A 26369-nucleotide genomic window follows, 5' to 3' on the forward strand; every position below is an offset into this window, starting at 1 on the left:
AGAGAGGGAGAGCGGCTTGCCATGTGACAGCGAAGCGCTGTGGCTAGGCGTTGACGACCGCGCTGACAAGCGCCGCGGCACGCATGCCGGCTTCGGATGTGGCCTCGCACATGGCGACACGGCCGGGAGCATAGGCCTTGGCGAAACTGTCGGCGGCAATGAGCAATGTGAGCGCGCCGGCCGCGGCGCCGATGTCCCCAACCGTCATCGCCGGATAGGCCATTGGTAGGGTTTCGCGGCGCGTGCGGTAGAAGCGCGGACGGCCTATCAATCCCTCCCAAGCGCTATAGCGCTCGCCATTGTCGTTGCTGACGATGAATGCAATGTCGGACTCCGTCGGCCCTCTGCCTTCCATAGCGGCGCGGCAGGCTGCCACCAAGGCCCTACCTTGGCTGTAATTTTCTGACAGCACTGAGTTCTCCTCAAGCGCTGCTCCAGCGCCGTGAATGGCACATTGGGCCGTCAAATCGCGACCAGGCGTGCGGCGCAGGCAGATAACGGCTGCGCCTTCACCCGGCACGAGACCCTGCGCATTGTCCTCCCTCTTCAACCGGCCAGCGGCCATCAGTCGGGCGATATCCTTGTCGTTGACTAGGCTGTCGACGCCGCCCAGCAGAACCTGCTCGACGCCCGGGGATGCCAGGAGCCGCGCCGCATGATCCAGCAATCCGAGGCAAGCCGCGGCGCCCCCGTCGACAATGCGCGAAGTAGGATGGAAGCTTTTGCCCAAACTGCGTTCCAGACCTGCGAGGAACCCGCTGGCCGGCACCTCCCAAAAGGCCGGATGTTCCCGGAATTTCTCAGGTGTCACGAGCAGCAGGGCGCTAGCACTGGCGGCTGTGGCGCCCTTTTGCAGCGCCTCCTCGACCGCACGCGCGGCCATGCTGGTTAACCAGGCGTTTTCCGTGAGACGAAGGGAGTAATGCGAGGGTATGCGCGAAACGGTTTGATCTTCGCCGAACGGGTCCGCGAGCGTGCGCCGCTGGAACGCCGAAAGACTGGCCCGGATGGCGGCCAGTGTCTGGCGCATATTGAGACCGGCGGGCGTTACCGCGCCACCGCCTGTGACGTAGATCGGGGCCTTTAGGCCAGCCACGTCGCCCTCCGCGCAGTCAGTCCGCCATCGCCGCGTGGACCGACATAGACCTTGCGCTTGCGCCGCGCGAGCAGAAACGCGGGTGTAACATGGCCGAAAATGATCTCCCTAAGCGCCGGCGCGTTCCGCTTGGTGACCATTGCCAAGCGCGACTTCAGCGTGACGCGACGCAGGTCCGGCTCGATGATGACCGTGTCTACCTGGAAGACACGATCCTCCGCTCGGTCGTCGAAAAGGAGGCGGATCGGCGCCACGACACGCGGCAGACGAAAGTTCCAGCGACCATCGGGCGTCATGCCAATGACGCTGACGTCTTCGCCGTCGTTCAGCCCCGGCAATTGCTGATCAGCTGGCGCACACAAATTATAGCGTGGATCGAAATCCGTCGGCGGCAGCGGCCACTGATTGTCGATCCAAGCCTGGTCATATGTGCCCGCCAGCGGCAGCCTTGGATGCCAGCCGCGGCCGATCACCCCGAACGCAGCCGGCTTTGGACGATCGGATACGCTGAGGAACGGCTCACTAACGTAAGTTATATTGGGCGCATGCGTCTTCACTGTTTTGTCCGCGGAGCGGGCATGGTTGAAGCCGACGCCCAGCGGATTGCGTGGATCGGTCCTGCCCTTGTCGTCGGTTCCGCCGAACGCCCGTTCGTAGATGACGGGCATCCTGGTGAACGGATATGGCTTGCTATAGGCGCCCGTATCGTAAAGGCGATCGCCGGTCACGTTAAGCACCTTGCGGATGCCAGCGACCTTCAACCCGACTTGCATCTCATGGACAGGTCTGTCGCGCGGCGCGTGTGCTTGACCGTTCAAGACAACATCGACACCCGGCTTAACCCATGCGATCTCACCTTCATAGCGGACCGACGAGCAAGCAGGGTTGCCGAACGGTATGTCGCCGAAGCTTACGGGCAGTTGGTCGACAGCCGGCTGAAATTGGGTGGCCCCTTGCGCGACATCGAAGCTGGCCGAGAAAACGGCCAGGAAAATTTCGTTGCCCTCGGCATTCGCTTGCACAAAGGTGCCGGCAAGGAACGGCGTGCGATTCTCGACCCAAACCGCAAACATGTGGTCAGCACCAGTTGCCGTTTTCGTCCTGGCCAATCGGCCAATACGGCATGCAGGCGACCAGCTTGACCAGTTCCTTCTCCTCCGCGTCGATAAGCCATTGCAGCAGGAAGATTTCGGCGGCCACACCGGCCTCCTCGCCTGCAGCGTCGTTGGCCGCGATGCATTTCAACCAGTAGCGGCGTATGACCCACACCACATTGGGACTGGACGCAGCTCCGGCTACTCGGTCATCGAAGGCTTTCTCCAGAGCCTTCTCGCGCCCGCCTTGACGCTCTTCTTCTGTGGCAACTATATCTGCCCACCAATCGGACGCGACGTCGTAGGCTTCCCTCAGCTCCGCCACATACTCGACGAACAATGTTCTGTGCGCCGGGCTGGCCTCGCCGTGACTGTGGACGGCACGGACGTCCGACGGTGGCGCCACGTCAAGTGGCTGCGCGAGCAGGCGCCTGATGCCGAGTTCGGAACTGTAGCGCGTGATGAGAGCCATTATTCGACCTCGTCTTGGAGATTCATCGCCATCGGCACGAAACACAAACCATCGGTAATGGGCTGGAGCTCCGGCGCAAAATGCCGGACGTTTATGATCAGGATTTCGATAGGCCACTCGAAATTCTGGCTCTTGCCACCGCTGTCGATGCCCCACTTCTCCTCCGGCTCGTCGCCCTCGGCGCGTTGCGCATTGTTCCAGGCAACAATCTCGAGATAATGCTTGCGAAAGATCGCTATGATCCGCGGGTGCCCCGCTATTCCTGTCGGCCAGCGCTTCCAGACAGCCTCCCCTTCCTTGGCAATCAGGTCATCCCACCAATCCTCCAGCTCGGGCTGGATAGCGAGCAATTCGGCGATATAGCTGTCTCTGATTTCCTCTATGCTGCGCATTGGGCGTCATCCAATCTTCACCGGGACGTCGTCAATGAAGTTCTTTGCATAACTCGCTGCCGGGGAGCCTTGCGACGTTGAGCACCTGCCACAATGGGGCTTGACCGATTGTGGCGTCGAAAAATGAGCCAGGAATGCGTCCGGTGATTTCTGCATGTTACATCCGCCCATCTCCCACGCAACGCAAAGAGGCGGTTGATGATCATGGACCATCTCCTGTTTCATTTCGCCCGACGGTGGGGTTGAAACCAGCTTCGAATAGCGGCCCCGTCTGGCTTTTTTGCATTGCCAGCAGGCTTTGCCGTTCACCTTGGCCGCCTGGTCGTCCGTACGTGCGGGACGGTGTGCTACACGGTCATATTTTTGCGCACACTTCGTGGTCTTCTGATCCTTGGTCAACGTAGCCAGGAACTTGTTGAAGGCGGCTGGGTTGATGCAGTTGGGCGGCGGGTCGCTCGCAGTATTCTGGTCCATGGTATCGCCATGGCGGTCGACGCCCTTGCCTTCCGCCTTGACGGCGAATGACCAAAGCTTGAAGACGCCTTTTCCCTTTATCTTGTGGGTAATGACGCCTGCACCGAGGCCTTGTGTGGCCGGTTCGTTACCGGTGCTGGTTGAGATTTCCGATGCATTTTCGATTGCCGTCGGCTCGCCGTCGATCTTGACGCTCTTGGTGCCCTTGGTGAGGTCCGATGACGACAACATGTTGACGTAAGGAACCGGAACAGGACCCGCCGGCGGGGAGGGCGGCGAGAGGCACACGTCGCCCGGGGCGATGCCCTGGCCGTTGCTACCCTTGTGGAAGAAGCCCATTTTCTCGGCATAGACGCTCAGAGCCATTGTCAGAACTCCTGAGGTACGGCGCGCGCCCAACGCATGGCCGGCAGCGCGTTGTCGGCAAGGTCATGAATGTCGGCGAAGGCGAGTTCACGCACCTCCCAGTCGTCCGTCCAGAACACTATGCGGTCGAGCGTGCTGAATTGCCTTGGCGGCTCCAGCGTCTTCAAGCGCGCAATGATATGTTGCTGGTCCCACAGTTCGTTGACCGCCCACTTGGCGATGTTGGCCATACCCTCGAACCAGGGGTCGGCTGTGTCCGGCATCGCACCGACACCCACAACGGCGAACGGATAGCGGCGACCGACCTTGTCCCGGCTCATGCGCCAGGCTCCGGCGCATGGTTGTTCGCCAAAGATCGCGCCCTGGACGACGAACCGCCAGGTCCGATCGTCAACCTCCTCGTGCTCATCGGGTCGCGCGCGCAATTCCATCGACATCCATCGGTCCCAGCGGTCGATGAATAGCCGCGGCAGGTTCCAGGCGACGAAATCTCCTGTCGCCGGGATTTTGCCAAAAAAGCCGATGATCAGATCTGCGGCGGACATGTAAACTTCTTGAACATTTCGAGTGTGTATGGATTCTCGACGCTGGCCGCCTTGAGCTCGAAGTCGGCCCACATCCCCTTCGTGCCGAGCCGCAGGCTATAGACATCGGTGAGCTTGGTCGCCGCGAAGCGGCCGCCGCGCAGCATTCTGAGCCAAGCCCAGCTGCCGGTCTCGTTGAGCATCACTTCGGGCGAGCCGTCGACCGGCTGGAAGGCGAGCGAGATCACCCCGGTCCCATCCTTGCCGGGCCACGTCATCGGCTGCGGCCTGGTCGCATTGTTGTAGTAGACGAGGTTCTGGCCATCGAGGTTGAGCGTCACCCGCGCCGCGCCGGGTGCGAGGTCCTTGGGTTCCAGGGTGAAATTCATCACCGGGCCGGTGCCGCCTGGAAACAGGTCGTCGCGGATATGCCTGGCCTGCTCGAACGCTGCGAGCGCCGCCGGGTCGAGGCCGAAATCGGCCCGCCATTTCCACGGCTCGCTGGCGGTGTCGACATAGTTGATCAGATGGTCGTTGATGAAAGCATCGATCAGGCCGGTCGGCCCGAACAGGCGCTGGAAGTCGCGCACGTTGACGTCAACTGCGCTGTCGGCGCTGAATGGATAACGGTTGTTGAGCGCCGCCTGGCAGAAGGGGAGTATGTCGGCCCGCCAGATGGCATTGAGCTCGTTGGTTACAGCCCTTTGCGACAAGCCACTGGTATCGCCGGCAATACCTCCCAGCCAGTCGTTGACCGGCGAGGGCAGGATCTGTGCTTGTCTCGCAACCGCGCCCGTCAGTTCGGCAAGGCCGCCCTGCTTCTTGATCGCATCCTGGGGGTTGGGATTGGCGGTGACCGTCTGCAGAACGTTAGACAGAGCCGTAAGCGCGACGATCGCCGCGTCGAGCGCCGGCGGCTGGCCGTCGACCTGTGCGATGGTGCCTTTGAGCGGCTTGAAATGGTCAGCCACCAGGCTGCCGGTCATGTCCACCTGGTTGGCGGAGCCGGCGCGAGGCAGGAGCTTGGCGCCTGAGGTCACCACCTTGCCGAGCTTGCCAAGCTTGCTCAGCAGCTTCGAACCGGTCTTGGCGGCAGCGCCGCTTTGGCCCTCGGCCGGCGCCTCGTCGGAGCGGGTGAGGTCAGTCTCCTGCACCACTGCCGTCAACAGGCGCTTCAGCGCGGAGTCGGCGCTTGACAGATCCTTGAGGTTCTCACTGGCAATGTTGAGATCGGTCAGCGGTGAAAGCCGCATGTCGCGCAGGAAAGAGTCCCACTGCGCGATATAGTCGTCGTAGTAGAGCTTCAGGATGTCCTGGGAGAGCGCCGAGACCGACGTCTCCGAATTCTCCGCGCAGCCGCCGGCAAACACCGCCCGGTCCAAGGCGGCCTGGCCGGCGACATCCTCGACTCGGTCGAGGACCGCGTCATGGAAGCCGGCATAGGTATAGGGGCCTGGAACGCCGACACGCAGTGTTTTGTCGGAGCGGCGCGCGAACACCTTGGCGCCGTTCGGCCCGGCGAAATTGGCCGGCACCCATTCCTTGACGGCTGCCACTTCCGGGTCGGCCAGGAGTTGCCTGTAGGCGCGCTCGGGCAGCGAGATCGTGCACACAGTCTTCAGCGCCTCTGCGACCAGTTGCTTGTCGGGGGCGATGTAGCTGTCATCGACTGCCATGCGGCCGATAGCGGCAAGCTGGTGCTCTTCGGCGTCGACCGTGGGGAAGGGCGGAGCCGGCGCGAATTGCGGCAGACTGTTCACCCACCAGTTCTGGACGAAATCGGTGTCCATTTGCGACAGGCCGGTCATCATCCGGTAGGTCTTCAGCGCGCCAAGCATGAAATCCGGATCGCGGATTTGCCGCCACATCGTAGCCTCGAGCAGGGCGACCATATGCGGCTCGAGCACGTTGCGCAGCGCATGGTCGTAGGTATCCGTCTGTGCGCGCATCAACTCCGCCGAAGCGGTCGGCCCGAGCAGGTTATGGACGCCGTCTGGCGGCGGCGTTCGAGCCGTCGCCACTGCGCCCATCGCCGCCAGCGCGCCATCCAAGGTCGGCTGCTCCACCGCAGCAGGCATGGCGGCCACCTCGGTGAGCGGCCGCTGCAGGGCTTCGAACTGGCCGGCCTGTTCGGCGATCGCATTGCGGTTGTCGAGGTAGGACCAGGTGAACAGGCCGCCAGCCAGCAGAGCCGCGAGCGCACAGGCGGCGGCAGCCCCGCGCCAGATCCAGGCCCGGCGACGCTGCGCCAGGGGATCGAATGTACCAAGGCCGGCCTCCTTGAAGATCACCTCGGTCAGAAGGTTCCTGAGGAAGAAGCTGCGCCTCTCGACGCGCGCCGCCGGCATGGCGCGGCGCGGCGGCAGGCCGAAGGAGGACGACAACGCCGCGGTCAGCCGGTCCATGGGAGCGCCTTCCTGGGTCGCCGATGTTAGATAAAGGCCGCGCAACCAGGCGGCTTCCTCATAGCGGCTTTCGCCGAATATTGCCTCGATCAATGTCTTGATCGGCTCGCCGAGGGTCGCCAGCTGGGCTGGAAAGCGGAAGATCTCGGCGCGCGAGGCGAGCTTGTCTTCGTCTTCCAGGCGTGGCACCAACCTCCGCTCCAGCTCGGTGGCGAGCCTGGATAGCTCCGCCTGGATCGTGCCGGCGTTGACTTGGGCCTCGAGCGGAAAGGTTGTTCCCCACACCTGCTCGCGCGCGCTTGTCGACAAGCCACCGAAGAAGGCTTCGAAGCCTTTGATCAGATCTGCCTTGGTCAGCATCAGGTAGACGGGCAGGCGGATCTCCAGCCGATCATTCAGCTCGGCCAGTCGGCGGCGGATCTTGCGGCCGTGCGCCTTGATCGCTTCCTCGCCCTCCGAGAGCGCGTCGATCGACAGCGCGACAATGACGCCGTTGAGCGCTCGGCGGCCGCGGTGCTTTTTCAAAAGGTCAAGGAAGCCCAGCCATTCCGCGGCATCGACGTCCGGCTGGCTCTCCTGCTGGACGTAGCGGCCCGCGGTGTCGATCAGCACCGCGTTTTCGGAGAAGAACCAGTCACAATTGCGCGTGCCGCCAACGCCTTGCAAATCATCGGTGAGGTCGATCGGAAAATTGAGACCCGATTGGCGCAACGCCGTGGTCTTGCCGGTGGCCGGAGGTCCGACGATCACATACCACGGCATCTCGCGCAGGAACTTGCGTCCGCCGAGCTTGCGCCGCTTGAGCTCGGCCATCACCTCGCCGAATTTGGCCCCGACGGCTGCAACGCTCTCCTCGCCAGGGGTGAGCTGTTTTTCGGCTACCGGAGCTGCGATCTCGGCGACGAACATGCGATTGGCGCGGATGGCGCGTCGCTGCGCGATGATCAGCCAGATCAGCCATAAGATGATCAGTCCGGCCACGATGGCGATGCGCACATTGTCGGATTCGAATGGCGCGTAAGGACCGACCTTTACGATCGGGCCGAACACCCAGATCAACAGCGAAAGCAGTGCAATGCCGATCAGGGTCCACAGAAATCGCGAGGTGATGACCGCCCACAGGAAGCGCAGGATGAACATCTCAGAGCCTCTTCTCGACCAGGACCTCAACGCGCCGGTTGAGCGCGCGGCCCTCGCGCGTCGAGTTGTCGGCCACTGGATCGGTGTCGGCGCGGCCTTCGGAATGGATGCGCCCCTGTGGCACGCCAGCCTGCACCAGGAGGTCTCCTATGGTCTGCGCGCGTGCCTCCGAGAGTCGCTGGTTGCTTGCCAGCGGGTTTGACCGCTGCAGGCGCACATTATCGGTATGGCCGATGATGGTGATGTTTCCAGTCAGCTCCTGGTTGGCGAGGATCACCTTGGCGATCGAGGCGATCAGCGGCTCATAGCCTTGGGACAGTGTCGGCCGGGAGGACTGGAAGAGCTCTGGGTTGGAGGACTGGATGATCAGCTTGGCCAGCGAAACGCTCTCGGTGCCGCTGAGCGCGCCCTTAAGGCCCGCCGGTGCTTCGGCCTTGAATGCGGGCAAAAGCGCGAAATCGACCGCTTGTGGCGGTTCAGGTTCGGGCGCATCCTGCTTTGGTGCGGCGCGGGTAACGTCCGGCCGAGAAGCCGGCGGCAGGGTGCGGACCAGTGCCGACAGTTCAACCGCCTGGCTGCTCAAGCTCACCGATAGGCCGATATAAGCGGCGGCGGCAATGGCAATTGCAGCAAGGGCCATCACCCATATCGGGACGATGAAGCGCTGTGGCTCGTCGGAAGCGATCACGCCTTTCCAGTTCGGCGACAGTGGCGCGCTGTCGGCGTCCGCATTGCGCAGGACGCGCGCGGCTGCCACACGCACGCCATTGAGCGAGCGGTCGCCGGCTCGGCCGGGCACCCGATACTTGCCGCGGAAGCCGAGCGCCAGGCAGTAATACTGAAGCTCCAGCATCTCGCGGTCACGGTTGGGGTGGCGCTCGAGCTCGTCGAGGCGGGTGAAAAACTGGGTGCCGGCATCGACGTCGCCACGCAGCATGACCACCAGCGGCTGGCGCGGCCAGGCGCTGGCGCCGCCCCACGGCGTGTTGAGCGCGAGGTCGTCGAGCAATGCCGCCACGGCCCATGCCGCCTGATCGGCGCGCTCCAGCGAGGAGCCCGCTGCCATAACGGCGTCGCGCGCCTGAACCAACTCGTCGAGCAGGCGTGTGCGCATTGCTTCGGGGTTTTCCGGCGCCAGCGCGCTTTCGAGCTCGGGGGCGAATTCGAGCAGTGGCGCGAAGATGTTGATGAGCGGGTTGGGATGGACGCGCGCCCTCTTGACCGGTGCGCCTGGCGTCAGGGGCGCCAGCGGCCGCGGCGTAACGCCCGCCAGCCTGATGCGCGTGCGCTCGCGATCCTCCGACAGGCCGAAAGGATCATCCCGGCTCATCACCTGTTCACCGAATAGCAGTCGACCTGGGGCTCGCTGTCCAGGACACCGGAAACGCCAATGACGAATCCGGGCGCGTCGAGCAAGGAGGCCCAATGCTCGCTCTTCTGATCGAGCTCCAGGCACAGTCGGTCGCCATCATAAGGAATCTCGCGTGGCTGCGAATGGAGCGGTTTGAGCGGAATGCCCGGCAGGCGCGACTTCCAAAGCCCTTCGAACTGGTCCGCGGCGCCGACTGTTGCCTGGTTGACGAAGATCTTGCGCAGCGCGTCTTCCGAAAGCTCCGATCCGACGCGGATGACGATCCGGCTGGCGAGCAAAAGCTTGGGGTTGTCGATGCGTACTTTCCAGACATTGGTCGCGTGCCGCATGACCGGCAGCGCGCGCGATTTCGGTTCGATGTAGCGCAGGCTGAGGATGAGCGAACGCAAGGCGTCGGCCAGTGCCATATAGGCGGGGCCGGGGGCCATGTGGTCGTAGGCCGGCAGGTCGCCGAGCCGCCGCGAGCTCGAGCCGTAGGTTGCCATCTCGCCGGCGAGTCCGGCAAGTTCGAGATAGAGTTCGGCGGGATGAAAGACATCCTGCGCCAACATATGGGCAAGGCGCGGGCGAGCGGCATTGGCCAGGTGCAGCATCAAGAGGTCTTCTACGCTGCGGCCGGCGCCGCCCATCACCATCTTGCCATGCGCTTCGCCGATTTGCTCGAGGCCGGTGACGACCTCCTGCAGCAATTGCCTGTACCAGTGGACCGCGCCGGTGATCAGCGTCGGCGGCAGGAACGTCTCGTCCAGCAAGATGCCGCCGTCGGCGCGTACACCTTTTATGTCGGCGATCGGCAAGGCGGTATAGCCGCCGACCGATTTGCCGGGCGCAAGCAGCGCCGCTCGCGGCCTTGCGATCTCGATCTCCTCGGGATCGCCGCCACTTTGGACGGCATCGCGCACCGATACGATCTTGCCGTGGTAACGCGCGCCCGTCGACGCCGCATGCGCCGGGTCGAATCCCACGCCTCCGGGGGGCTCGAGCGGCAATGCGACCAGCACCGGCCCAGCGCCCGTGTCGGGCGTCACCGGCAGCGGCTTCGGCGCATCCATCAGGTCGGGAATGGAAAAAGGCGTGCCGTCCGGGAGAATGCCCCGGGCGGACACGATCGAAACCTGACCGGCGTCGAGCAGCGACTGGTCGAGGGTCAGTTGCTGGAACCCGAAAGTATGGAGCTGGCCCGCCCGCAATGCGCCGCGCACCATGCCTTCGAAGAACCGATCCTGCTGCTGGAAGTGTTGGGTCCTGAGAAACAGGCCCTCCGACCACAGCACCCTGTTTGCATCGCTCATGCCGCTACTTTCTGCACGCAACTATAGCTGCCTTGCCGCTAGGCGGAAATGCCGCCCTTGCCCAAGCTGACGTTGACGGTGAATTTCGACCCTGGCGACACCGACTTGGTGGTGCGCCAGTTGCGTCCGCCTGGCTCGCGGATCAGCGCCACGAAGCCGAGCGCCGTCGCGTTCGGCTCGACCGTGATGGTCTTGGCCACCGTTTTGCCAGGCGCAACCGAGATGGCGTCGGAGCCGATGAGGTCGGCACCGAGGGCCGAGCCCGCGTCGCCCTGCAGCGCGAAATAGTCGGCCGAGTTGAACTTGCCGGTGCTGGCAAGCCGCATCACCAGCACCGTTACCGGCCGGTCGCCGCCGCCCGGCCCTGGATTCATCCCCGCACCGCCGGTCACATTGACGGAGATGACCGATGGTTTAGGCGGGCCGCTCTGGCACGCCGCAAGCAGCCCCGTAGCGCCGAGAGCAACGACGAATTCGCGTCTGTCGATCATGTTCTACTCCTCCTCATATGCGTCCCTGAAGTCTGCGCCGATCTCGCCCAGAAAACTCGATTCGGCACTCTGGGCGATGTCGCGATGGCGTTTCTGATAGAGCTCCCACAGCTTGGCGTTGCGCCCGCCCGAGAGCAGATTGCCGATGGCGGAATTGGATTTAAGCTCTTCTTCGATGGCGGCAGGATCAAAACGGTCGATCATGCGTCTAAGTGCCGCCTGAACGCCCCGCCAGGCGCGTACGTGATGCTGTGCAAGGTCCTTCACCGCGTCGCTGATCGCCGCCTCGCCGGAGAGAAAGCCCGGGCTGCGTTCGGAGATGATGGTGACGACGACATCCTCGACCGTCGGCAGGAATTTAAGCGGATTGACCTCGGAGGCGCCGACGACAGTCTGGGCGACGCGCGCGCTTCCCTTCTCCTCGGCGCGTTTGCGGAGCAGCTGCATCAAGCCATCCAGCATCAGCCGGTATTCACGCCCGAATTTTTCCATTTCGGCGATCGCATCGCGCCCGGGAAAATCAGCCTCCTCGACGCCTATGCCGCGCAAGAACGCGGCACGAAGCGCCATATCGCTCTGCGCTGGCTGCGCAGCGGGCGCCGGCTTCGACGCTGGCGCTGCGCGGCGCGGCGCCGGCGATGCGGCTGCCTGCACCGGCATGTCCCAAGGATTGTCGGCGCGCGGCTTTTCAACGTGGTGCCGGGCACGTCCTGCCGGATCAGCGCCGTTGGTGACAGGCGGCGCAGCGGGGGGGCCGAAACTGAAATCGTCATCGAAGCTGGCCGGCTTCGCCGGCTGCCAGGACGCATCGTTGCGCGAAGACATGTCACCCAGCCCAAACGGATCCGGCTGACCCGCAGCAGGGCCGTCACCGGCCTGCGGCGTGGCCACCGGATCGAGGCTGAAGGGGTCATCGAAGGCAGGCGAACTGCGCTGGTTCGATGCGCGATCGTAAGCCCCAGGGACAGGCTGCTCGAACGGGTTCGGCAGATCCGCCGGGCGGGGTTTGCGCGGCTCTTCCTCGATCTTGACCGAGAAGAAGTCGTCGCCGCCGATGCTGGCTGGCGTTCGTGCTCCCGGAGGCGACCATGCCGGCGTGGGATGGTTGGCGGCCGGGGCCTGGCCGACTGCGGTCTGGCTCATTTTGGACTGAACCTCGACATGAAACACATAGTCGCCCATGCGCAGCCGCATGCCGTTCTGCAGCCGCATCGACCTGCCAGGTCCAAGAGGGCTGTCGGCTTCGTCGACAAACAATCCGCTGCTCGACGTGTCGGTCACGAAATAGCCGTCCCGGTCGCCCTTGATCGTGCAGTGCGCGCGCGAGACGAACATATCCGGGTCGTCGATCTGCCAGCCCGCATCTGCGCTGCGCCCGATCACCAACTCGCCCTCGTCGAGCCGGCTCTGCCGGACCACTTGCGAGCGGGGGCCCTGTTCCAGGGTCAGCAGCAGGCTCATGCGGCCGCCTCCGGCATTTGCGGCCGCCAGCCGACGATAGTGTGCAATGTCAGATCGTCGGCGTCGCCCATATTCGCGGGCCGTTCCAGCCAGGCCGTGCGGCCAAGCTGGACGGTCCCGACCCGGGGCGGCGGTACGGCATCGCGCGCCAGCACGATGCGCAAATCGACATCGAGCGCCTCGCCGATCATATCGCGCACCGCCTTCTTGAACAGGCCGAGACGCCGCTCGCCAGGCAAGAACGACTTGAACTCGTCGAGGCTCAACGGACCGACGCGCAATTCGATCCTGCTCTGGGGGCTGAACACCCGCGGCCCGATCGTCGCGCCGCGTCCAAGTCCGGCATAGGCCTTGCCGAGACGCGTCTGCAATGGGGTCGGTACGGGGATCCAGGCGGCAACGAACTCCTTGATCCGCACCGGAACCTTGAAGGCGGTGGTAAGGAACAAAGTAAGCCGCTCCACGCCGTCGACCTGACTGGCCAGCGACCCAGCCTGCCGCAGTCGCACAGCGTCGAGTTCGGGATCCTGCGTGCCGGGCAGGCCGATGCCGGACATGGCCTCCAGCATGGCGCGAACGCGCCCGCCGACGGAACGCTCGACCTGCACCGCTGGATGCGCGTCGGCCCAGGCGCGGTAGTAGAGCGCCATCATGCGGTGCTGCAGGATGTTGACGAAATCGACGAAGGTCGTGTCGCTGGTCTGCTCGGCGTCGGCTCCGGTGAACCAGCGCTGCGAAAGCCGATCGAGCACCCAGCGCGTCAGATGCAGCGGCATCGGTCCTTCCGGTCCAAGCAGCCCCAGATTGGCGACGGTCACCCTTGCCAGGGCCTTGTCCCCGCCCTCCTGGAATTTGACGACGTCGCGCGCCGAGAAGCTCAGCCGCACATGCTGGCCCAGCCTCGCCGGCTCGCGCTCGGCCGTTCCGGAATGGCCGAACAACCCGCGGCGCTGCTCCAGCCGTCGCAGCAACTCGAAAAAGTCGAAGTCCTCCGACAACATTTCGGCCGCGACCGTTGCGGGCTGCGCTAGATCAGGTAGCGATTGCCGGGCGTCATCGGCCATGGCACATCCTCCTGCTTCTGCAGCAACCGCGTACGGGTCCGCACAAAACCGTTTATCCCCGCATGGCGGGCGAACAGCCGCGAAAGCAGGGCCGAAAGCAGCAGTGAGCTTTGCCCCGCCAGCACGGACTGGTCGACATGCAGCGTTACCTCGGTGCCGCGTCCAAAACACATTGGCCCGTCAATCTGCAGCCGCTCAATCACCGGGCGCGAATCGATGCGCACGATCGAATGCACGTTGCGGGCAAGGGCCGGATCGCCCCGATCGGCATAGAGGTCGAGCAAGGCATGCAGCGGATCGACACCCCGGCCTTCCTTGGCAAGGCTGAGGAAGTTGAGCGAGAGCTGGGCCACCAGACGCCAGGCGAGATTGTCGGCGCGCGATTCACCTTCTGCACCGCCCGGCAGGGATGCGGGGATGGCCGGCTGCGGCGGCCGCAGCGCTCCAAGCAAGCGCACCGCTTCGACTGGATCTGCCGTCTCCAGCGTCAGCGTCGGCGTGTCGTCCAGGATCGGCAGGTCGCGATTGGTGCAAAGCGCCACGATGCCGAGACGCTTGACCAGCCGGTTTGGCACGCTTCCTGCCGGCCGCGAGACGGCGATAAAGACGTCGTCGCCGGTGTAGGAGGTGCGGGTCAGGCCGTCGCGCCGCTCGTCCTCGGTGGCCCGGCGCGGACGCCGCTCGGTCGAATAGACCCAGCCGCTGCCGCGGTTCTGCCCGAGGCTGAACAATTCGGGAATCGTCGCCTCGCTGCTTTCGGCGTCGGCATCCTCGACTTGTGTGACCCGAAAAATCTCGAAATCCCGCGCCCGGGTGCGGTCCGCATGCAGCACCTGACGCGTTTTGCGCGGATCGATCTCGATGTCGTTGCATTCGCGTTCGAAGAGATTGATGACCGGCGTCACGAACAGCTCGAAATCGGCAGCCGTCACATCGGCGAGTTCGGGCACCGCACGCCGGAACAGGAAGATGATCTCGATCGCCGCCTCACATGTGCGCACCACCGGCTGGAGGCCAGCGACCCGTACGTAATGAAAGCGCTCCGGGATCATGAAATATTCGCGCAGCAGCCGATAGCCCTCGAAGGTCGCACGGGTTCGTGGCATCAATGCTTCGTCGTCGCGAATGCCTATCATTTCGGGGTCGGGCAGCGCTGACAGCGGATTGGCCTTGCCCTGCGCGCGCGCGCCGAGCGCCGAGCAGGCGCCGAAGATTGCATCGAAAAGCACCGGCGCCTTGGCGCGCCCGGCGAAATAGAGGTCGAGACAGTCAAGCGACAAGTCGCTGAGCTTGCCTTTTGCTGTCCGGGCGAGCGTGACCCGGAACGCCGCCTCGGCGCGGACGTCGCCGATCGGCGTGATTGCGGCGGCGGCGAGCGCACTGCGATCCTGGAAATAGCTGACCGAGGTGACGGCGATCGGCCACAGCGTCACCTCCTGCGCGGTGGTAAAGGTGGGGCGTGTCGAAAGCCCTGGATGCAGGGCAGAGACCAATCGTGTGCCGCGCGCGATGGCGTGACCTGCGAGCATCGACTGCACTTGCTGGCCGGGTTTCAGGACCGCCATCGCCGTCGCTGGCGCTGGCGCGACCAGATCGGGGTAAAGCACATCGAGCACGGCGCGCGAGAAACGCGAGCGCTCCGCGTCGACCTTCAGACGGGTCCGCGCCGCCAGGAAGGCGACGCCATCGAGCAGCCGTTCGACATAAGGGTCGGGACATGGGACCGTGTCGAGGGAAAGATTGCGGGCGACAGCCGGATGCATGTCTGCGAATTCCGCCGCCAGGGCGCGGATATGGGTCAACTCCTCTTCGTAATACTCCACAAAGACCCGATCCATCTCAGGTCTCCCTGAATTCGGTTCGTGCCAGCCCGTTGTCGAGATTGATCGTGGTGCGCAGCCGCATACGCTCCGGTGTGGGAGCCATGATCAGCACCGCGTCGATCTCGATCTTGAGGCCGATGTTTTTGTCGCCGAGCGTGACATTGACGATCGTGGCACTCTCCTTCAGGCGCGGCTCGAAGGTGGCCAGCACCGCGCGGATCTCTCGTGCCAGGGAATCGCGGTCGAAATCTCGCGACGAACGGCCGGAAAAAGACGGCACCCCGAAATTGACCACGCTGCGGCGCACCTGCGGAAAGTCAGCGAGCGAGGGCAGTTCGTCCAGGGGCTGTTCGTGTTCGGCGTCGGAGAGCATCGGTACGGATTCGAAGCGCTCGGTGTTGAACAGGGCCTCGATGTCGCGGCGCACGGCCTCTCTCAATACTCGTGCCGAAACGACCACGCCGCGGCCTTCGATCTCGGCGCGATGCTGGCTCTGGAAGACCAGCCGGTGCAGGCGCCGTTTTTGCTCGGATGTGAGTTCGGCGTCGGTGTCGATGGCGCGTGCGCTGCCGGCCAGAAGAGCCTCGACGCGCTCGGCGCCGAGTTCTTCATCCAAGAGACGGCGCAGCGCCTCGATCTCCGACGTCAGCCCAGGCAAGTCGTTGACGAGGCGATCCCAAAGGGAAGGCTGGACCGCCTCGCGCCTTGCCCGCGAACTGCCGCCAGGCTGCGCTCTCGCGCCAGCCCACCTGGTCTCACTTGCCGACATAGACGTCCATTTCGATCTCGTCGTCCTTGTCGTAGACGAACTTGATCTTCTTGTAGGCGAAGCTGACTTCTTCCTCGATCAGGTCCGCCTCGTCGGGAGCCTGCCGCATGTCGTATTCCATGATCGAAGCATCGGTGAGGGTCACGACCAGATAGTCGCTGGTTTCGCCGTCAATGGTGCGGCGTGCCGAAAACACCACCTCGTCGAGCGCCTTGTTCTCGAACAACGCCTTCTTCAGATATGGCGACGACTTGTCGTAGTGCTTGAAGAACTTGATCATTCCCATCGACACACGGCCGCGTCGCGAAAGCGAATTCGGATCATAAGGCGCCATCATCTTGTAATCGACGCCATGCACTTCGATCTCGTCTTCATGCCCGTCGCGTTTGCTGGGGCCCTTGATGTCGGGAACTTTCAAAAAACCATCAATCTTCATTGAAGGAGCATCGCTTCTGTCTGTGGTCGGCATTGTCTTTCTCCACCGCTTTTAAATGAAACTGGATGATGACTTCGCTGCGCTTCAGCCCTTCACGGACGGCAGTTCCGACACCAACCGCAGCGAGGCGTTGATGCCCTCCAACTGATAATGCGGACGCAGGTAGAAACGGGCGTTGTAGTAACCGGGTCTGCCTTCGACGCTGTCGACCTGAACCTCGGCCGCAGCAAGCGGTCGCTTGGCTCGCGCCTTGTCGTCGGCAAAGGCGGGATTGGCCAGCACGTAGCGGTTGATCCATTCGGTCAACCATGTCTCCATGTCGGTGCGTTCCTTGAACGAGCCGATCTTGTCGCGCGCGATCGCCTTGAGGTAATGCGCAAAACGCGAGACAGGGAAGAGATAGGGCAGGTTGGCGCTCAGCCTTTCGTTCGACTGGGCGTCGGGGTCGACCAGACGCCCGGCTCGGGTCTCGTCGTCCTGAAGCGAGTGCGCCCCGATGAAGGCTGCGAGATCGGTGTTCTTGCGGTGCAAGATCGGCATCAGACCGAGCTTCGCCAGTTCCGCCTCACGCCGGTCGTCGATGGCGACTTCGGTCGGGCATTTCATCGCGATTGAACCGTCGTCCGTCGGGAAAGCGTGCACCGGCAGGTTGAGCACCGTGCCGCCATTCTCCACGCCGCGGATCTGCGTTCCCCAGCCATAGAGCTTGTGGCTGCGGTTGATGTTGACGCCCATCGGGAAAGCGGCGTTCATCCAGACATATTTGTTGTGGTCGCCGCTTACCTCTTCCTCGAAGGTGAAGCCCTTCACCGGAACGGTCTCCGAGCCGTAGGGCAGGCGTGCCAATACGCGCGGCATGGTGAGGCCGATATAGCGGGCGTCCTCGCTCTCGCGCAGCGACTGCCATGAGGCATAGGCCGGGTTGTTCACGATCATTTGCAGGTCTTGCGGGTTCGGCAGTTCCTGCCAGCTGTCCATCCGAAACAGCCGCGGCGAGGCGGCCGCGATGAAGGGCGTGTGCGCCGAGGCACAGACACCCGAGATGTTGCGCAGCAGGCCGACGTCGCGCGGATGGTTGGAGAACTCGTAGGCGCCGATGATGCAGCCGATCGGCTCGCCGCCGAGCATCGAATACTCGTCGGTGTAGACTTTCTTGAAGATTGGGCTCTGGTCCCACATCTGGCCTTCATAGTCTTCCAGCGTGTCGGCCAACTGCTCCTTGGAGATGTTCATCACCCGGATCTTCAGCTTGGTATCCGTCTCGGTGTTGTTGATGAGGTACCAGAGGCCCCGCCAGGTGCCTTCCATCTCCCGCACTTCGGGGGCATGCAGGATCTCGTTGACCTGCGTCGTCAGCATCTTGTCGATGCCCGCGATCAGCGATTTGATCGACTTGATCGCGTTGGACGAGATGGTGGTCGTCTCGGATCGGGACTGAGCGGCCAGGGCCAGGTTGTGCACCAGTTGCTGCAGCTTCTCGGTGTCGTCCTTCCTGACCTTGAAATCCTTTTCAAGCAGGCCGCTGAATTCACCCAGATCTATGGCTTCCGCCTCGGCGGTTGCGACTGCGGTCTTTTGCTGTTCAGCCATGACTTACTCCTCGCCCTTGCCGTCGGACATCGCCTGGCTGGCGATCTTGCTCAGCAAAGGCTCGTTGTTGAGAAGCTGCGCAATGCGCTTTTCAGCATCGACGCGGCCATCCATGAAGCCCAGCAGTTCCTCAAGTTGCCGCCGCATCTTGAGGATCTCGGCCAGTTGCGGCACCTGCTCGGCGATCTTGTCGGGCGCGAAATCACCCATTTTGGAGAAGGTGAGATCGATCGCCATTTCCTCGTCACGCTCGGCACCTTCGGCCTGCGGCAACGTGTTCTTCACCCGCGCCTTCACGCGCGGTCCCATTGCTTCCATGAATTTGGGAAACCGGTTGGCGTCGGTTTCGACGAAATTCCGATCCAGAACCGACTTTGAGGCTTCCTTGGTCTGCGAGGCGCCGGAAAGGTCGGCAATGACAGCCATGACGAACGGCAACTCGATGGTCGTCGGGCTGCCGTAGGTTTCGACGTCATAGGCGATCTGCACGCGCGGGGCGCGGTTTCTTTCGATGACCTTCGCTTTGCTCTCTGCTGGCATGATTGTTACCTTTCATCCTTCTGGGCCGGCTTCTTGGGATCGGGAACGCCGGCAAGCAGCCGGAATTCCTTCAGCCCCGACGGGGCGAGATCTTCCATCAGTTCCACGAAATCCATATGCACCATGCGGCGCACGCGCCGGGCGAGATGCGGGATGGGGCTGGACGGCTCGGTGCGATCGTAGAACGCGACCACGAGGTCGAGGCATTTGACGACTTCGTCGCGCGAATTGAGGCGCTCAGGCAGACCGATGCTGGTTTCCGCCAAGCTTGCCACACTTGCCATCGTCTCGGCTCCATGGCCATTTCGGGTGGGCGTCGATGCCGATTGAGACGGCTGCGCTGCAAGCTTTGCGGCACCGTTGGCGACCGCGCTGGCACTGGTATTCCACTCCAGCGTCGTCAGCAGTCGCTGCAGGAACTTCTTCAATTCCGGAACGGCTGCACCATTGCCGTCGATGCGGGCATTGAGCGCAGCATCCACCGCCTCCAACCCCGAAATGGCGGCGCGCGCATCGCTTAAAATCGTCATGATGGCGTCGGCGTCCTGATCGGCCTGCGCCGCGCATCCCGTGCGTACCCGGTTCTGCATCTGGTTGTGGGCCGAAGTCAGCGCCGCCCTTTCGCTCGTCCCCAGGCCGGAGGCAGCTTCCTGGAGCATGACGCGCTCGTCGAGCGCGGCCTGTTCGAGGTCTCGCCCGCTGATCGGCCCGATCGCACGCGGTGAGAAGAACACGGTCTGCCTCAGGTTCGCCAACAGGCCGTCCTGGCCGTTTTGGAGGTCAAGCAGCGCATTGACGCGTCGCAGCGCCGCGTCGCGCCGCGTGGCGGCCGTGCGCAAAGCCGGGTGCATCGTATCCCAATACTGGTCGAACGTCCTTGCGATCAGGTTCAGCCCCTGGGCGAGGCCCGCGAGCCTCTCTTCGTTGGCCAGCGCGCGCGTGACGATCACCAGAAGGCGCAAATCCCGGCCGCGCGATTGCAATTCTTCGGCTTTTTGCAGGACGGTCGCCCAGTCGACCGAAATGGTTGACTGCGAAGCCTTGTTGCCGCCCTCATGAACGACCTTGATCTGGGCTTCCGTAAGCCGCTCCAGCTCGTGAAAAGCCGGGTCGTTGCGCAAATCCGCTCCCGACGGGTTGTCACCGTCCAGAGGATTCAGCCAGAGTGCGAGATCAATCACACCTACCCCCCGCAAGCCGCCCCGTGCCCCCCATGTGACGTAACGTTATCATCGGTCCCGTGCCACGACAATTGAGCAGATGCTCGAAAACTCACAGAAGCTGAATGCTCGGTTATCTTTCAACGACACCCCTGGGCGATCGGCGGACCGGGTATGCGCAATGGGTCACGTCGTTGGCATCGCAGTGCTGGTTCCTTGCGGGAGTTTGCTAGCCTTGTGTAACCACAAGGTGCCGCCCGAACGGGGCAAAAAGGGCCCGCTCTTCACATGGCTTTGTCAAGCAGCCGCTTCTGTGGCAGGGTAGGGTCAGCAGATTTCGGGGGCAGGTTCGAATGGAACAGCGCCGGTCGTCGCAGAGTTTCAAGCGCAAGGAACTCGTTGCGAAGCTCAATCCCACGGGGGTGCGCGCCTTCAAGGCCGCCGCCGACACGGCCAAGTTGCGCGGAAACCCTTATGTCGAGCTGGTCCACTTCGTCCAGCAACTGGTGCTGTCCGAGCGCTCGGACGTGCAGATGATCGTCGCTGATGCGGGGCTGGATGTCAGCCGGCTGACCGCGGATATGACCCGTTCCGTCGACAAGCTGCCCTATGGCGCGACCTCGCTGGAGGAATTCTCCGATCACATCTTCCACGCCATCCAGGAAGGTTGGAACGTGGCCACACTGGAATTCGGGGTCGAGGAGGTGCGCAGCGCGCATATTCTTCTCGCATGCCTGAAGACACCGGTGCTGGAAGGGCTGGTTTCGAAGATCAGCGCCGAATTCGACAAGATCGACGCGGATGGGGTTATCGCCCGCTTTTCCGATGTCGTCGAAGGCTCTCTCGAAGCCGGCTCACCGCCTGCCGCAGTCGCCGCCGAAACGTCGATGAATCGGGGCCCGGGGCGCGATTCGGCACTCGCCAAATACGCCACTGACCTCACCCAGCGCGCCCGCGACGGCAAGATCGATCCGGTCGTCGGACGCGATGCGGAGATCCGCCAGATCATCGACATCCTGATGCGGCGCCGGCAAAACAACCCGATCCTGACCGGCGAGGCGGGCGTCGGCAAGACGGCGGTCGTCGAGGGCTTTGCCCTGCGCATTGCCCAGGGCGACGTGCCGCCGGCGCTTCAGAACGTCAGCGTACGCATGCTCGATGTCGGGCTGATGCAGGCGGGCGCCAGCGTCAAGGGCGAGTTCGAAAAGCGGCTGAAGGCCGTCATCGACGAGGTCCAGCAGTCAGAGATCCCGCTCATCCTGTTCATCGACGAAGCCCACACGCTGATCGGCGCCGGTGGCGCGGCGGGAACCGGCGACGCCGCCAATCTCCTCAAACCCGCTCTGGCGCGCGGCGAGCTTCGCACCATCGCCGCCACGACCTGGGCCGAATACAAGCAGCACATCGAGAAGGACCCGGCGCTGACCCGTCGGTTCCAGGTCGTCAAGATCGACGAGCCTTCCGAAACGGTCGCCGTATTGATGTTGCGCGGTGTCGCCGGCGTTCTCGAGCAGCACCACCAGGTGCAGATCCTCGACGAGGCGATCGAGGCCTCGGTTTCGCTTTCGCACCGTTACATCGCGGCCAGGCAGTTGCCCGACAAGGCGGTCAGCCTACTTGACACCGCCTGCGCACGCGTCGCCATCTCGCAGCACGCGACGCCTGCCGAGGTCGAGGACATTCTGCGCCGTCGCCAGGCGCTCGAGGTCGAGGAAGGGATCATATCCCGCGAGGCGGCGATCGGGATCGACGTGACCGACAGACAGGCGCGCGTAAAGGCCGGGTTGGCGGAAGCCGAGACCGCGCTTGCGGCAGCGCAAGAGCGCTGGGACCGAGAGAAGGCGCTTGTGAGCGCGATTCTCGACCTGCGCGCCAAACTCCGTGGCGAGGGCATGCCCCTTGAGGCGCAGGAAAGCGGGCAAGCTGCTCCGGGGCAAGCTGTCGACGCCCCAGCGGGCAAGGCGCCTATGACACAGGCTGCCCACGAGCCTGCTCCTGCGCCCGATTCGGCCGCTGATCTGGCGCGGCTTCGCGAATTGATGGCGGAACTCGCCGCAGCGCAGGGCGAGACGCCGTTGATCCTGCCCTCGGTGGACCGTAACGCGGTGGCGGCGGTTGTCCAGGACTGGACCGGCATTCCGACCGGAAGGATGCTGTCCAGCCAGACCGAGAAAGCGCTCAAGCTCGCGGCTACCTTGTCCGAGCGCGTGGTCGGTCAGGACCATGCGATGGAGATGATCGCGCGGCGCGTGCAGACCAGCCGCGCCGGTCTCGGCGCACCGGAAAAGCCGGTCGGCGTGTTCCTGCTTTGCGGCCCCTCGGGCGTCGGCAAGACCGAGACAGCCCTGGCGCTGGCCGAGACGCTCTATGGCGGAGAGCAGAACCTGATTTCGATCAACATGTCGGAGTTCCAGGAGGCGCATACGGTCTCGACGCTGAAGGGCGCGCCGCCCGGTTATGTCGGCTATGGCAAGGGCGGCATCCTGACCGAGACCGTGCGGCGCAAGCCCTATTCGGTGATTCTGCTCGATGAGGTCGAGAAGGCGCATCCCGACGTGCACGAGATCTTCTTCCAGGTCTTTGACAAGGGAATGATGGACGATAGCGAAGGGCGCAGGATCGACTTCAAGAACACGCTGATCCTGCTCACCTCGAATGTCGGTTCCGAGGTCATCATGGACCGCACGAGGAACGGCACCCTGCGCACCGGCATCGACGATCTGGACACTGCTTTGCGCGGTCCGCTGCTGAAAGTTTTTCCGGCCGCTTTCCTCGGCCGCGTGGTGACAATCCCTTACTACCCGCTTTCGGACACGATGATCGAGGCGATCACCACACACCAGTTCGGCAAGATCGCGCGGCGTCTCAAAGCCAGCAACCAAGCAGAGCTGGTGATCGGCGAGGGTGTCATGGACATGGTCAAGGCGCGCTGCACCGAGATCGAATCTGGTGGGCGCATGATCGACGCCATTCTCACCAACACGCTGCTGCCGGAACTCAGCCGCAGCGTGCTCAATCGCACGCTCGAGGGCAAGAAGATGACGAAAGTCACCGTCGGCGCCTCGGCGCAAGGATTTACCTACTTGTTCGAATAGACCTTGAGATGAGATTCGCGGTCACGCATTCGCGCAATCTAAGATCTTGAAGCACCATTCATGGCACGGACGCCGTTGATCAACGCACCTTCGCCGCCAATCGGAGCTCTGCGTGGTCCGCAAATGACGCGCAGCCGCAGAGAGCGTGCCGTGCTTGGCGACCGCGAGCACAAATCTCAAATCATCCCAGTTCAATGTGCCCGCCACCTTTGCGGCTTGGACTGTCGGCTCGCATCCCGGCCGAAACGGCGTCTCATTCGTCAGGCGAGCCTCAGCCCAATTCCTCTCCGCACTGTCACAGAATCAACGAACAAAGGAGCGCCATCGGTAACTCGTATCGTATGATGTTCGTTCTCTGGATCGACGCTAGACAAATACGCTCACCCTTGAGCAGTGCTGGACCAGCGTTCACTCTCGACGGACGCGCTCGAACCATGGGGGCCGTCCTCTCCCTCCAACGCGTAAGCGCCCGGCTGATCCCTGCGCCTTCACCCGGGTGCGACACCGCAGGCCGAGCAATCGGTTCGCGCGGCTCAATGAGCAGTGGGAGGTGGCGATCTGGTAGCAGTGGCGAAATGCTGGCGCGAATGCGCGCGCCGCGCCACGGTCATTCGGATCGCGGATACGTCACGCGACTAGAAGGCGACCTTCAGTCCGAGCTTGGCGCCGATGGTGGAACTGTCGGACGACACCTTACCACGGACTTCGCCGTTGACGGTCGTCAACTCCGAGACCTTCAGGTTGAAGCCGGCCGACAGCGCCGCGGAAAAATCGGCATCGTCAAAGGAGATCGTCCTGGTGTCGATTTCGGTCGTGTTCTTGTAACCGAAACGCTGCTGCAATTCGGCCCGTGCATAGGGGCTGAACACCATCCCGTTGCTTAGCTTGTAGTCGCCATAGATCCCAGGCTCGATCTTAAACGCGCCAAAGGAAAGCCGGCTCTTGCCGAACTGGTTGCCGCCGCTGTCGGTAAAGGAATCGCCGCGGAATGACACGCCAAGCAGGCCACCACGCAGGTCGAAACGGGTGCGCTCGCCCAAGGTGAAGATGTGGCCGACCGATCCCGTAACCGCATAGCCCTCGGTGTCATAGCTGCCTGTGGTGCCGAGCACGCCGTTGGTCACGTCGCTTCCGCCGAAGAAACCGGAGGCGGAGACCAGGGCGTAATTGGCGTCCTTGCGCAACAGCGCGTAGCCGCCGAACATGCCGGCCTTGTTGGTGCCTTCGCCTATGGCGTCAAATCCTCGCAACGCGCCAAGGTTGACATCTGTCGAGGCATAGCCGGCGAAAACACCGATGTTGAGACCATACTCATTGTCGAACTGGAAGTGCTTGGCGGCATTAAAATCCAGGCTGATCGCGGCCGAAGAATCATTGGCATCGAAGCTCGGACCGGGGCCATTCAAAACGCCGCCACTGATAGTGTAGCCGTCATGCTCGGTATGAGCGAATTGGCCGGAGGCAAAGACGCCGAAGCTGGACGAAACCGGCACCATTCCAGATCCCGATGCGGGCGAAAGGGGGAGGTCAGCATCGATCGCGTCGCGGTTTATGCCGTAGAGAGCATCGATTGCCACCGTCACCGCCCCGGCGTTGGTGGCGCTGATCGGCGCCGCCGCAATACCGAAATTGGCCGGCGTTGCGCGCAGGAACAAGCCCCCATTCGGGCCAGTGACGATCGCATAGGTGAAAAGTGAGCCCAGGGTGCCTGGAGTGCCTTGGATGTTGAAAATCCCGGCAATCGGCCCGCCGGTCGAGACGATGATCGGAATATCGGTCGCCTGCGTGAATTGGGGCGTGCCCAGCAGGTTGACGATGATTGTGTTGACCCCGGTGGCCGAAAATGCGTTGGCGACGAGTTGATCCGACTGCAGCGTCTGTTGATTGATGTCGAGGCCGATGCTTGCTCCATTGAGGGTGAGGCCGCCCAGCGTCAACACGTCATCGGCGGCACCGTCCGTCAGGTTGATCAGCGAATTCGTCGCGATGATCGAACCTGGCATAGTGACGTTGCCGTTGATGAACAGCGTCGAGCCATTGCCGAGATTGAGTTGGTTGATGCCTTGCGTGCCACCGCTGAAACGGAGCGTGGAATGGTCGGCGGAGAAACTATCGAACCCTGCGAAATTCTGGCTTTTGCCGCCGGCAGCAAGGTCGGTATCGGTGACGGTGCCATTGGCATTGGTTCCGCTGAAAAGAACGTGATCGCTCAGATTGAGCGGATCGACCGCGCCGGATCCGTTGATGATGAGCGTGTCGGGTCCAAGGCCGGTGATGTCACCGCCGATGGTTCCGCCGGAGAGCTGGACGTGGTCTGCGTCGATGCCACCCTTGATGGTGCCGCCGGAAACCGAAACTTGGTCGAACCCGGCTCCGCCGCTGACATTGCCGTCGACGGTGCCGCCTGAGACCGTGATCGTATCATTGCCTGCGTCTCCGGTCACGGAGCCGTGGACCGTGCCATCGCTGATAGCCAGCGTGTCGTTGCCATTGTCACCGCTCAGACTAGCGTCGAGGACGCCCCCGGTCATGGTGAAATGGTCGTCGCCGTCGCCAAGCCCGATGGCACCTCCTCCTTCCGAATGGCCGTGAACAATGGCGCCATTCTTGATGGTGACGCTGTCGGCGCCACCATTTGTCAAAACAGAACCCGCGACAATGCCGCCATCGCCATCGGCGACGCTTGTATCGTTTCCTATGGTGATGGTTTCGATGCCACCGCCACCTATGACTGAGCCGTCAATCTCACCGCCGGTCATCTCCAGCAAATTGTTTCCTTCGCCAAGGTAGATGCTCAGAATGCTGCCGCTGTGGATGGTGACAGTGTCATCGCCCGCCCCAGCGTCGAGGTTGGCATCGACTTGCGGCGCAAACGGCTCACTGTTGAAAACCCCATCGGACATCTCGAACCGGTCGTTGCCGCCAAGGAGTTGAATGGTCCCCGTGCCCGGCTGCAAGGAGGTCGTTACCTCCGAGCTTATCGGCGGCAGGCCACTTACGCTGGGTGTCGCCGTACTGTTGTTCAGGATGCCGCCAACGATGTTCACAACGTCGTCGCCATTGCCGTCATAGTCGTTGACGATGACAGTCGACGAACTGTTGTCTTGCCCTTGGTAACCCTCGAACGCCGTCGTGAATACGCCGCCGACGTCCTGGACAGTTCCGGCTGTGTTGCACGAGGCCGTGACCGACGTCGTTTGGAAGGTCGTTACGGCGGAGGTGCCTGACCCGACTGTTGTCGAGGCGCCCTCGGCGGTTGCGGTGCAGGCTGCCGCGCCAGACATTTGGAACGTGGACGCTGCCGCTAACGCAA

At 63.1% G+C, this 26369-nt stretch carries 21 protein-coding genes; 1 reads left to right on the top strand and 20 read right to left on the bottom strand.

The annotated features are described in order from the left end of the window. Positions 1–43: 43 nt before the first annotated feature. The 18 genes from LB555_RS00835 to tssA form a co-directional block, all read right to left on the bottom strand. Entirely contained in the window at positions 44–1030 is a 987-nt protein-coding gene (locus LB555_RS00835; protein ID WP_140877617.1) for a beta-ketoacyl synthase N-terminal-like domain-containing protein, read from the bottom strand. Positions 1031–1083: 53 nt separating this feature from the next. Beyond that, the gene (locus tag LB555_RS00840) at positions 1084–2169 is read right to left on the bottom strand and encodes a DUF2169 domain-containing protein (RefSeq protein WP_140877615.1); all 1086 of its coding nucleotides are present in this window, start codon (positions 2167–2169) and stop codon (positions 1084–1086) included. Between the two features lie 4 nt (positions 2170–2173). Next, the gene (locus LB555_RS00845) at positions 2174–2662 is read right to left on the bottom strand and encodes a hypothetical protein (RefSeq protein WP_140877613.1); all 489 of its coding nucleotides are present in this window, start codon (positions 2660–2662) and stop codon (positions 2174–2176) included. After that, entirely contained in the window at positions 2662–3054 is a 393-nt protein-coding gene (locus LB555_RS00850) for a hypothetical protein (protein ID WP_140877611.1), read from the bottom strand. The genes LB555_RS00845 and LB555_RS00850 overlap by 1 nt, the downstream gene beginning before the upstream one ends. 6 nt (positions 3055–3060) lie before the next feature. Then, positions 3061–3894 (bottom strand): PAAR-like domain-containing protein, encoded by an 834-nt coding sequence (locus LB555_RS00855; RefSeq protein WP_140877609.1) that lies wholly within the window; start codon positions 3892–3894, stop codon positions 3061–3063. 2 nt (positions 3895–3896) lie between these two features. Beyond that, positions 3897–4439 carry a type VI secretion system-associated protein TagF gene (tagF, locus tag LB555_RS00860; protein ID WP_140877607.1) on the bottom strand — a complete coding sequence of 181 codons (543 nt, stop codon included), beginning with the start codon at positions 4437–4439 and terminating at the stop codon, positions 3897–3899. Continuing rightward, positions 4421–7963 carry a type VI secretion system membrane subunit TssM gene (tssM, locus tag LB555_RS00865; protein ID WP_224682125.1) on the bottom strand — a complete coding sequence of 1181 codons (3543 nt, stop codon included), beginning with the start codon at positions 7961–7963 and terminating at the stop codon, positions 4421–4423. The genes tagF and tssM overlap by 19 nt, the downstream gene beginning before the upstream one ends. Before the next feature lies 1 nt (position 7964). Beyond that, entirely contained in the window at positions 7965–9293 is a 1329-nt protein-coding gene (gene tssL / locus LB555_RS00870) for a type VI secretion system protein TssL, long form (protein WP_140877603.1), read from the bottom strand. Then, positions 9293–10627, bottom strand: coding sequence for a type VI secretion system baseplate subunit TssK (tssK, locus tag LB555_RS00875; protein WP_140877601.1), 1335 nt, complete (start codon positions 10625–10627; stop codon positions 9293–9295). The genes tssL and tssK overlap by 1 nt, the downstream gene beginning before the upstream one ends. Positions 10628–10665: 38 nt before the next feature. Continuing rightward, a complete protein-coding gene (gene tssJ / locus LB555_RS00880) occupies positions 10666–11118 on the bottom strand; it encodes a type VI secretion system lipoprotein TssJ (RefSeq protein ID WP_140620055.1) in 453 nt (150 codons plus the stop codon). Between the two features lie 3 nt (positions 11119–11121). Next, positions 11122–12579 carry a type VI secretion system-associated FHA domain protein TagH gene (gene tagH, locus LB555_RS00885; protein WP_140877599.1) on the bottom strand — a complete coding sequence of 486 codons (1458 nt, stop codon included), beginning with the start codon at positions 12577–12579 and terminating at the stop codon, positions 11122–11124. Next, positions 12576–13643 (bottom strand): type VI secretion system baseplate subunit TssG, encoded by a 1068-nt coding sequence (gene tssG, locus LB555_RS00890; protein ID WP_224682126.1) that lies wholly within the window; start codon positions 13641–13643, stop codon positions 12576–12578. Before tssG ends, tagH begins: the two co-directional genes overlap by 4 nt. Next, a complete protein-coding gene (tssF, locus tag LB555_RS00895; protein ID WP_224682127.1) occupies positions 13607–15481 on the bottom strand; it encodes a type VI secretion system baseplate subunit TssF in 1875 nt (624 codons plus the stop codon). The genes tssG and tssF overlap by 37 nt, the downstream gene beginning before the upstream one ends. A 1-nt stretch (position 15482) precedes the next feature. Next, positions 15483–16235 carry a type VI secretion system baseplate subunit TssE gene (tssE, locus tag LB555_RS00900; RefSeq protein WP_224682128.1) on the bottom strand — a complete coding sequence of 251 codons (753 nt, stop codon included), beginning with the start codon at positions 16233–16235 and terminating at the stop codon, positions 15483–15485. Next, positions 16222–16671: an Hcp family type VI secretion system effector gene (locus LB555_RS00905; RefSeq protein WP_181166515.1), complete on the bottom strand. Its 450-nt coding sequence runs from the start codon at positions 16669–16671 to the stop codon at positions 16222–16224. Before LB555_RS00905 ends, tssE begins: the two co-directional genes overlap by 14 nt. Before the next feature lie 84 nt (positions 16672–16755). After that, entirely contained in the window at positions 16756–18261 is a 1506-nt protein-coding gene (gene tssC / locus LB555_RS00910; protein WP_224682129.1) for a type VI secretion system contractile sheath large subunit, read from the bottom strand. A gap of 3 nt (positions 18262–18264) precedes the next feature. Continuing rightward, a complete protein-coding gene (tssB, locus tag LB555_RS00915; protein ID WP_140620028.1) occupies positions 18265–18801 on the bottom strand; it encodes a type VI secretion system contractile sheath small subunit in 537 nt (178 codons plus the stop codon). 5 nt (positions 18802–18806) lie between these two features. Next, on the bottom strand, positions 18807–19982 hold the full coding sequence (gene tssA, locus LB555_RS00920; protein WP_224682130.1) for a type VI secretion system protein TssA: 1176 nt from the start codon (positions 19980–19982) through the stop codon (positions 18807–18809). Positions 19983–20314: 332 nt separating this feature from the next. On the opposite strand from tssA, the gene tssH reads away from it, so the two are divergent. Further along, positions 20315–23056: a type VI secretion system ATPase TssH gene (gene tssH / locus LB555_RS00925; RefSeq protein ID WP_224682131.1), complete on the top strand. Its 2742-nt coding sequence runs from the start codon at positions 20315–20317 to the stop codon at positions 23054–23056. A gap of 21 nt (positions 23057–23077) precedes the next feature. Here tssH and LB555_RS29445 read toward each other — a convergent pair whose 3' ends face one another. Then, positions 23078–23263: a LysR family transcriptional regulator gene (locus LB555_RS29445; RefSeq protein ID WP_140877586.1), complete on the bottom strand. Its 186-nt coding sequence runs from the start codon at positions 23261–23263 to the stop codon at positions 23078–23080. 428 nt (positions 23264–23691) lie between these two features. Next, positions 23692–26340: an autotransporter gene (locus LB555_RS00935; RefSeq protein ID WP_224682132.1), complete on the bottom strand. Its 2649-nt coding sequence runs from the start codon at positions 26338–26340 to the stop codon at positions 23692–23694. Positions 26341–26369: the final 29 nt, after the last annotated feature.

This window comes from Mesorhizobium sp. BR-1-1-10 (assembly GCF_020165595.1).
GTDB classification, from domain to species: Bacteria; Pseudomonadota; Alphaproteobacteria; order Rhizobiales; family Rhizobiaceae; genus Mesorhizobium; species Mesorhizobium australicum.

Excerpts from the sequence above, each read along its gene's own strand:
- LB555_RS00835 (WP_140877617.1), bottom strand. The coding sequence starts at position 1,030 with ATGCGCCAGACACTGGCCGCCATCCGGGCCAGTCTTTCGGCGTTCCAG.
- tagH (WP_140877599.1), bottom strand. The coding sequence starts at position 12,579 with ATGAGCCTGCTGCTGACCCTGGAACAGGGCCCCCGCTCGCAAGTGGTC.
- LB555_RS00855 (WP_140877609.1), bottom strand. The coding sequence starts at position 3,894 with ATGGCTCTGAGCGTCTATGCCGAGAAAATGGGCTTCTTCCACAAGGGT.
- LB555_RS00850 (WP_140877611.1), bottom strand. The coding sequence starts at position 3,054 with ATGCGCAGCATAGAGGAAATCAGAGACAGCTATATCGCCGAATTGCTC.
- tssH (WP_224682131.1), top strand. The coding sequence starts at position 20,315 with ATGGAACAGCGCCGGTCGTCGCAGAGTTTCAAGCGCAAGGAACTCGTT.
- tssB (WP_140620028.1), bottom strand. The coding sequence starts at position 18,801 with ATGCCAGCAGAGAGCAAAGCGAAGGTCATCGAAAGAAACCGCGCCCCG.
- LB555_RS00845 (WP_140877613.1), bottom strand. The coding sequence starts at position 2,662 with ATGGCTCTCATCACGCGCTACAGTTCCGAACTCGGCATCAGGCGCCTG.
- LB555_RS00840 (WP_140877615.1), bottom strand. The coding sequence starts at position 2,169 with ATGTTTGCGGTTTGGGTCGAGAATCGCACGCCGTTCCTTGCCGGCACC.
- tssE (WP_224682128.1), bottom strand. The coding sequence starts at position 16,235 with ATGTCGGCAAGTGAGACCAGGTGGGCTGGCGCGAGAGCGCAGCCTGGC.
- tssL (WP_140877603.1), bottom strand. The coding sequence starts at position 9,293 with ATGAGCCGGGATGATCCTTTCGGCCTGTCGGAGGATCGCGAGCGCACG.
- tssJ (WP_140620055.1), bottom strand. The coding sequence starts at position 11,118 with ATGATCGACAGACGCGAATTCGTCGTTGCTCTCGGCGCTACGGGGCTG.
- LB555_RS00935 (WP_224682132.1), bottom strand. The coding sequence starts at position 26,340 with ATGTCTGGCGCGGCAGCCTGCACCGCAACCGCCGAGGGCGCCTCGACA.
- tagF (WP_140877607.1), bottom strand. The coding sequence starts at position 4,439 with ATGTCCGCCGCAGATCTGATCATCGGCTTTTTTGGCAAAATCCCGGCG.
- LB555_RS00905 (WP_181166515.1), bottom strand. The coding sequence starts at position 16,671 with ATGAAGATTGATGGTTTTTTGAAAGTTCCCGACATCAAGGGCCCCAGC.
- tssC (WP_224682129.1), bottom strand. The coding sequence starts at position 18,261 with ATGGCTGAACAGCAAAAGACCGCAGTCGCAACCGCCGAGGCGGAAGCC.
- tssK (WP_140877601.1), bottom strand. The coding sequence starts at position 10,627 with ATGAGCGATGCAAACAGGGTGCTGTGGTCGGAGGGCCTGTTTCTCAGG.
- tssM (WP_224682125.1), bottom strand. The coding sequence starts at position 7,963 with ATGTTCATCCTGCGCTTCCTGTGGGCGGTCATCACCTCGCGATTTCTG.
- tssG (WP_224682126.1), bottom strand. The coding sequence starts at position 13,643 with ATGGCCGATGACGCCCGGCAATCGCTACCTGATCTAGCGCAGCCCGCA.
- tssF (WP_224682127.1), bottom strand. The coding sequence starts at position 15,481 with ATGGATCGGGTCTTTGTGGAGTATTACGAAGAGGAGTTGACCCATATC.